This window comes from Dietzia cercidiphylli, from assembly GCF_014145145.1.
Classification (GTDB): domain Bacteria; phylum Actinomycetota; class Actinomycetes; order Mycobacteriales; family Mycobacteriaceae; genus Dietzia; species Dietzia natronolimnaea.
The window spans coordinates 1-6204 of the sequence record NZ_JAALEA010000314.1; the positions used below are offsets into that span (position 1 = coordinate 1).

Below are 6204 nucleotides of genomic sequence, written 5' to 3' on the forward strand. Positions count from 1 at the left end.
CCCGCACCCGTCGCCGCCCCCGCGCCGGATGCCGCACCCGTCCTCGATCCCGCCCCCGCCCCCGTCGCCGGAGGACGCGCGGAACCGGTCACCATCGTGGTCCCGGAGGGACTGCCCGCCCCGGACGGCGTCCGACTGCCCGAGACCGTCACCGTCCCGGCCCACATGCTCGACCAGATCCCGCCCGAGTTCCGCTAGGGGTTCTGACGAGCTAGGCCGACCGGCGCCGGGACACCGCCGCGCGCAGCGCCCGCCAGCCCAGGAGGAACACCCCGGTGGCGATCGCGGCCACCACCATGAAGCTCCAGTGCGGCACCCGTCCGTCACCGATCCCGCGGATCAGCATCCCGCCGACGAGGGTGGCGACCCACACCAGGACACCCGACCGGATGGTCCCGGGGTCGCGGCGCGTGGCGAGCACCACGACCCACCCCACCACCAGACCCACCAGGAACGGCCACGCCGTCCCCCACACCTGCCCGATCCCGAGGCCCTCGGAATGGGCGCCGCGCCCGAAGGTCGCGAACACCCCCACGAGCACGGCGTCCAACAGGAACATCAGCGGCAGGGCCACTCGGCTCACCGATCCCTCTCGTCACGGTGCTCGCCGCCGCCCAGCGAGCAGGAGGCCTCACCCTCCCCGGCGTCCCGGGTCCCGTCCTCCCGGACGCGCAAGAGGGGGATCGGCCCGGAGTCGTGGGGGACGGTGGCGCGCCACGGCGTGCCCCTCATCGGCCACATCGCGGCGAGACCGGCGGGCGGGGCGGCGATCACGGCTGGTTGGTCGGGGTGGAGGCGGGGCGACGACGACGAGGCGTCCTCGCGCGGGGTGTCGTCCTCCGCGGGTTCGGCATCCGGATCGATCTCCACCGCACCGCGGTAGAAGAGGAAGAAGACCACCCACCCCGCCAGCGCCACGAGGACGAAGCTGACGATGCGGTAGAGGAACACCGCCGCGAACGCCTGGTGCGCACCGAGCCCGCCCGCGGTGAGCGCGGTGATGAGCGCGAACTCGACCGTTCCCAGACCACCGGGGGTGATCGGCGCGGAGGCCACGATCTTGCCGGTGACGTAGGCGATACACAGACCGCCGATGCTGGGCTGGGCGCCGACCGCGTGGGCGGCCGCCCACAGGCAGCCGATGTCGGCGACCCAGTTGAGGAGTGAGAACGCGAAGGCCTTGGAGAACTGGGTCTTGGTCATCTCGACCGCCTCGGCCTGCTCCACGATCTTGCGGACCCCGGTCGCACCGTGGTCTGCGGGCCGGCGGCGCCGGGCGTTGACCCACGCCAACAACGACAGCAGGGCCTCCTCGATCCTGTCGGGGTTCCTGGCGGCCCAATGCACCACCACCACGATCGCCACGAGGCCGATCGCGGACAGCATCAGCAGGAACGGGTTGGATACACGGCCCACCAGGAAGAAGCCCATCAACGCGAGCAGCACGATCCCCACCGTGGACAGCACTCCGGAGACCACCAGTTGCCACGACGCCACCACCCGGGTCGCGCCCCACTGGCGAGTCTTCCGGTAGGTCAGGGTGGTTCCGAAGACCTGCCCGCCGGGGATACAGGTCGAGAACGCGTTGGCGGAGAAGACCAGACCGACGCTCGCCCAGTACCCCACCCTGACGCCCGCCGACTGCAGCAGCACCTTCTGCACCGAGCCGTAGCTGGACATGGAGAGGTAGGAGAACACCAGCGCCACCGCGACCCAACCCCAGTGCGGGCTGGTGACCGCCGAGAACCCCTCGGCGAAGAACGGCATCTGCCCGCGGAGCCAGTAGAGGACGAAGCCCAGGACGGCCAGGGTCGCCAAGGCCTTGAACCAGGGGTTGACCAGGACCACCCGGACACGACGGCGCAGGACGGCGCCCCGGGTCCCCTTCATCCCGCCACTATAACCCGCGGACCGGCCTCGGCCCAGGTTCACACTCCGGAGGTCGGGCGGGGCCTCACGCGTCGCGATCCCGTTCCCTCTCCCGCTCCCGCTCCTGCCGGAGCCGGGCGATCAGCTCCGCGGCGGGGATCTTCTCCCCGCCGCCCCCGTCCCGACGACGGTGCTCGGGCCGGGGTGCGGTCCGGAGGTCGGGTTCGGGCTCGCGCACAGGTTCGGGCGCGGGTTCGCGCACAGGTTCCGACTCGCGCACAGGTTCCGACTCGCGCACAGGTTCCGGCTCGCGCACAGGTTCCGCTTCGGGCTCGCGCTCGAGGAGCCCCACCGCCGATCCCGGCACCTGCGTCCCCTCCGCCACGGAGGGTCCGTCAGCGGGGCTCCCCGCGACAGGTCCTGCGGGTGCGGTGTCAGGGACGCCCGTCTCCGTGACCCTGACCGGTCCCGCCGACCCGACCCGGGCAGGGCCGCCCTGCAGGTGTTCGGGCTCGTCGCCGATCTCGGCCTCGCCCAGGCCGATCCGCTCCTGGACCCGCTTCATCCACCGGGGGGCCCACCAGTTGTCGGTGCCCAGCATCTGCATGACCGCGGGCACCAGCAGCATGCGGATCACCGTGGCGTCGATGATCAGGGCGGCGATCATGCCGAACGCGATGTACTTCATCATCACGATGTCCGAGAACGCGAACGCACCGGTCACCACGATGAGGATCAGCGCGGCCGAGGTGATGATCCGACCGGTGTTGGCCACACCGCTGCGGATGGCCTCGGCGGTCCTGGCGCCCCGGGATCGCGCCTCGACCATCCGGGACACCAGGAACACCTCGTAGTCCGTGGACAACCCGTAGATGATCGCCATGAGCAGCACCACCACGGGCGAGGTGAGCGGCCCCGGTGTGAAGCCGAGCAGGTCGGCGAGGTGCCCGTCGACGAAGATCCACGTGAGGATCCCGAGCGTGGCGCCCAGGCCCAGCAGGTTCATGATCGCCGCCTTGATGGGCAGCACCAGCGAGCCGAACGCCAGGAACATCAGGATCGTGGTGGCGACCAGCACGTACAACACGAACCACGGGAGTCCGTCGACCAGCGCGTCGACCGAGTCGGACTCCATGGCCGGGTTCCCGCCCACGTGGACCTCGGTGCCGGCGGGGATCGGGAACTGCTGCAGGTACTCGACGGTCTCGGCCGGTGAGTTGCGGTCGACCAGACCGGACTGCAGGACCACCACGTCGCGGCCCTGGTCGTCCTGCTGTCCGGACCGGGCGAACTGGAACGGACCGGTGAGCCCGGGCGCGTTGTTGGCCTCGGCGCGGATCTGCGAGAGCGTGGTGCCGTCCGACCCGATCACGACGAGCTTGACCGGGTCGGTGCGGGTGCCGGGGAAGTTCTGGTCGTACTGCTCCTGCGCCACGCGCGTGGTGTTGTCCGGCGGGAGGTAGGTCTCGTTGATGCCGCCGAACTTGACCCCGGAGAACGGGATGATGAGCGCCACGAGGACAACCACGACGGGCACCGCCACCGCCACCGGGTGCTTCATCGAGAAGTCGGCGACCCGGCCGAACAGCCCGTTCTCCACCTGCTCGCGGGTGCGGTGCCGCTGCAGGCGCGTGATGCCGAGCATGTCGACGCGGTGCCCCAACATCACCAGCACCGCCGGGAGCAGCGTCACCGACAGCAGCGCGGCCAGGATGACGGCGGCGATCGCCCCATAGGCCACCGACTTGAGGAAGTCCTGCGGGAAGATCAGCAGCCCGGACAGGGTCACGCCCACCATGACGGCCGAGAACACCACGGTGCGGCCGGCGGTGGCCACGGCTCTGCGTACGGCGACGACCGGTGGGTACCCCTCGGCCATCTCCTCCCGGAACCGGCTCACCACGAACAGCCCGTAGTCGATCGCCAGCCCCAGGCCGATCAGCGTGACCACGTTCTGGGCGAACGAGTTGACCGGCACCACCAACGACAGCAGGTGCAGGGCGCCGATCGACCCGAGGATCGTCAGGATGCCCACGGCCACCGGCAGGAACGCGGCCACCACGCCGCCGAACACCACGATGAGCAGGACGAACACCAGGGGCAGCGCGATGAGCTCCGCCCGGACGAGGTCGGCGTCCATGCCGTCCTGCAGCGCTCCCGCGACCGCCTGGACGCCGGCGACGTCGGTCTCGATGCCGTCGACGTCGATCCGGTTCTCGATCACCCGGAAGTTCTCGAGGATCTCCTCCTCCTCGCCCGCCAGCTGGATCGAGGCCACCGCGATGCCCTCGTCACGGTTGACCAGGGCGGGGGACTGGTTGTAGACGAAGCTGGTCACGCCGGTGACCTCGTCGGGGAACTCGTCGCGGATCGCGTCGAGCGAGGCCCGGACGGGGTCCTGGAACGCGGGATCGTCGACCGTGGTGCCCTCGGGGGCGTGATAGGTGACGACGACGTCGCCGAGCGCGTCGCGGCCGTACGCTTCCTGCTCGAGCCGCTCGGCGGTCGCCCACCCGCTCTTCGGGTCCTCGAAGCCCCCCTGACCGAAGGCGTTGCCGAACATGCTGCCGGCGACGCTGAGGGCGGCCATGACCAGGACCATGAAGAGCAGGACGGGGACGCGGCGGCGGGCGACGAACCCTCCGAGTGAGTTGAACACGGCTGCGCGCTCCTAACGCGAGTTGAGCAGGGCGGTGAGCGGCCGGAGCGGCTGCAGCCAGGCACCCTCGTCGGGCAGGTTCTCCAGGCTGACCCGGGGCAGGGGCTCCCGGAACACGCCTGGGATGTCCTCGAGGTCGAGGAATCGGATCGTGTCGTGTTGGACGGCCCAGGTGGCGTGCTCCCGGAACCCGATGACGGTGACGGGGACCTCGTCGGCGAGCTCCTCCAACGGCTCGCGGAACGCCTGGCCGTCGGCGGAGGCCACCACGACACCGGCGAGCCTGCCGGACTCGGCGCGCCGGTCGATGTGCTCGAGCATGTCGTCGTCGACATCGGAGTCTTCGCTGGTCTTGGGCTTGGCGAAGACGGCGAAGCCGACGTTGCGCAGGGCCTCGACCCAGGGGCGGACGTTGTCCGAGGTGCCCGGGACGATGTTGGTGAAGACGGTTGCCTCGGCCTCGAGGGTGTCGTTGGTGGTCACCGACAACTCGGCCGCGTACCCGAGCAGCCACCGCCCGAGCGCGTCGAAACGGGGACGGTACACGGCCGTGGGACGGCCGCCGAGGATCGAGCCCAGGCCCATGTCCACGTTGGGGGCGTCCCAGACGAGCAGCACCAGGCCCGGGGCGTCGGGCGGCACCACGTCGGAGAGGTCGTGGGCGTCCGGTCCGTCAGGTGGGGTCATCGTCTGCTGCCTCGGTCTTCTTGTAGATACGGGGTTGTCAGTCTCTACGACGCCAGAGGAGCTCGTTGATCACTCGCTCCTCCTGCAGACCCTTGCCCTCGAACTTCGTCACGGGTCTTTTCAGACTGAACGGTACGTGTCCGGCCCCGGTCGTGGCGTCGAGCCGCTCGAGTGAGGGTTCCGCGTCGCCGGTCTCGGCGATCCAGTCGGCATAGTCCGCGTGGTCGGTGGCCACGTGGAGCACACCGCCGGGACGGAGGCGCGAGGAGATCAGTTCGAACGTGCCCGACTGCAGGAGCCGCCGCTTGTGGTGGCGGGCCTTGGGCCACGGATCCGGGAAGAACACGCGCACGCCGGTCAGGCTCGACGGCGCGATCATGTTGGTCAGCACGTCCACCCCGTCGCCGCGGATCATCCGGACGTTCTCGAGCCCCTCGCGCAGGATCATCCCCAGGAGCTGGGCCAGACCCGGCTGGTAGACCTCCACCGCGATCACGTCCACGTCGGGCTCGTCGGCCGCCATCGCCGCGGTCGACGTCCCGGTCCCGGAGCCGATCTCCACGATCAGCGGCGCGACGCGACCGAACAGGGCCTGCGGGTCGACGAGGTCGTCCGCCACGTTGCGGCCGTAGGTCGGCCAGTGTTCCTCCCAGTTCCGCTGCTGCCCCGGACGCAGGGTGCCGCGCCGGAACCGGTAGGCCGTGACCCTGGGGAACAGACGCGGGTCGTGGTCGGGGGTCGCACCGCCCCGGGTGTCGCCGTCCGGGGTGTCGCCGTCCGGGGTGTCGCCGTCCGCCGGTCGGGGGCTCTCGCTCTGGTTCACCCGGTCATCATCCCGTAGTCGGCGGCCCGGGTCCGAATCCGGTGGCCGGGCGGGGCGTGCGCCGGGACGACGGGCACCGCCCGGGATACCCGCCGGACCCGGGGGAAGGTCTTGCCGCCGCAGCCCGGCCGGGACACCATGAGCCCGTGCCGATCGTGACCCACGA

The 6204-nt window shown here is 70.8% G+C and carries 5 protein-coding genes and 1 pseudogene; 1 reads left to right on the forward strand and 5 read right to left on the reverse strand.

Translation table 11 applies throughout. The annotated features are described in order from the left end of the window. Nucleotides 1-198, forward strand: a pseudogene (locus G6028_RS11495) (glycoside hydrolase family 25 protein); the annotation flags it as partial. A 13-nt stretch (nucleotides 199-211) separates the two neighbouring features. Here the strand turns inward: G6028_RS11495 and G6028_RS11500 are convergent. The 5 genes from G6028_RS11500 to trmB form a co-directional block, all read right to left on the reverse strand. Then, nucleotides 212-583: a DUF3054 domain-containing protein gene (locus G6028_RS11500; protein ID WP_375544356.1), complete on the reverse strand. Its 372-nt coding sequence runs from the start codon at nucleotides 581-583 to the stop codon at nucleotides 212-214. After that, nucleotides 580-1890 carry a lysylphosphatidylglycerol synthase transmembrane domain-containing protein gene (locus tag G6028_RS11505; RefSeq protein WP_182658948.1) on the reverse strand — a complete coding sequence of 437 codons (1311 nt, stop codon included), beginning with the start codon at nucleotides 1888-1890 and terminating at the stop codon, nucleotides 580-582. Before G6028_RS11505 ends, G6028_RS11500 begins: the two co-directional genes overlap by 4 nt. A 64-nt stretch (nucleotides 1891-1954) precedes the next feature. Then, nucleotides 1955-4528 (reverse strand): MMPL family transporter, encoded by a 2574-nt coding sequence (locus G6028_RS11510; RefSeq protein WP_182658950.1) that lies wholly within the window; start codon nucleotides 4526-4528, stop codon nucleotides 1955-1957. A gap of 12 nt (nucleotides 4529-4540) precedes the next feature. Next, nucleotides 4541-5215 carry an NYN domain-containing protein gene (locus G6028_RS11515; protein ID WP_179523595.1) on the reverse strand — a complete coding sequence of 225 codons (675 nt, stop codon included), beginning with the start codon at nucleotides 5213-5215 and terminating at the stop codon, nucleotides 4541-4543. 37 nt (nucleotides 5216-5252) lie between these two features. Then, nucleotides 5253-6038, reverse strand: coding sequence for a tRNA (guanosine(46)-N7)-methyltransferase TrmB (trmB, locus tag G6028_RS11520; RefSeq protein WP_182658952.1), 786 nt, complete (start codon nucleotides 6036-6038; stop codon nucleotides 5253-5255). Between the last annotated feature and the right edge of the window lie 166 nt (nucleotides 6039-6204).

Bases quoted from the DNA above. Each gene is read 5' to 3' on its own strand.
- G6028_RS11515 (WP_179523595.1), bottom strand. From the start codon at position 5,215: ATGACCCCACCTGACGGACCGGACGCCCACGACCTCTCCGACGTGGTG.
- G6028_RS11505 (WP_182658948.1), bottom strand. From the start codon at position 1,890: ATGAAGGGGACCCGGGGCGCCGTCCTGCGCCGTCGTGTCCGGGTGGTC.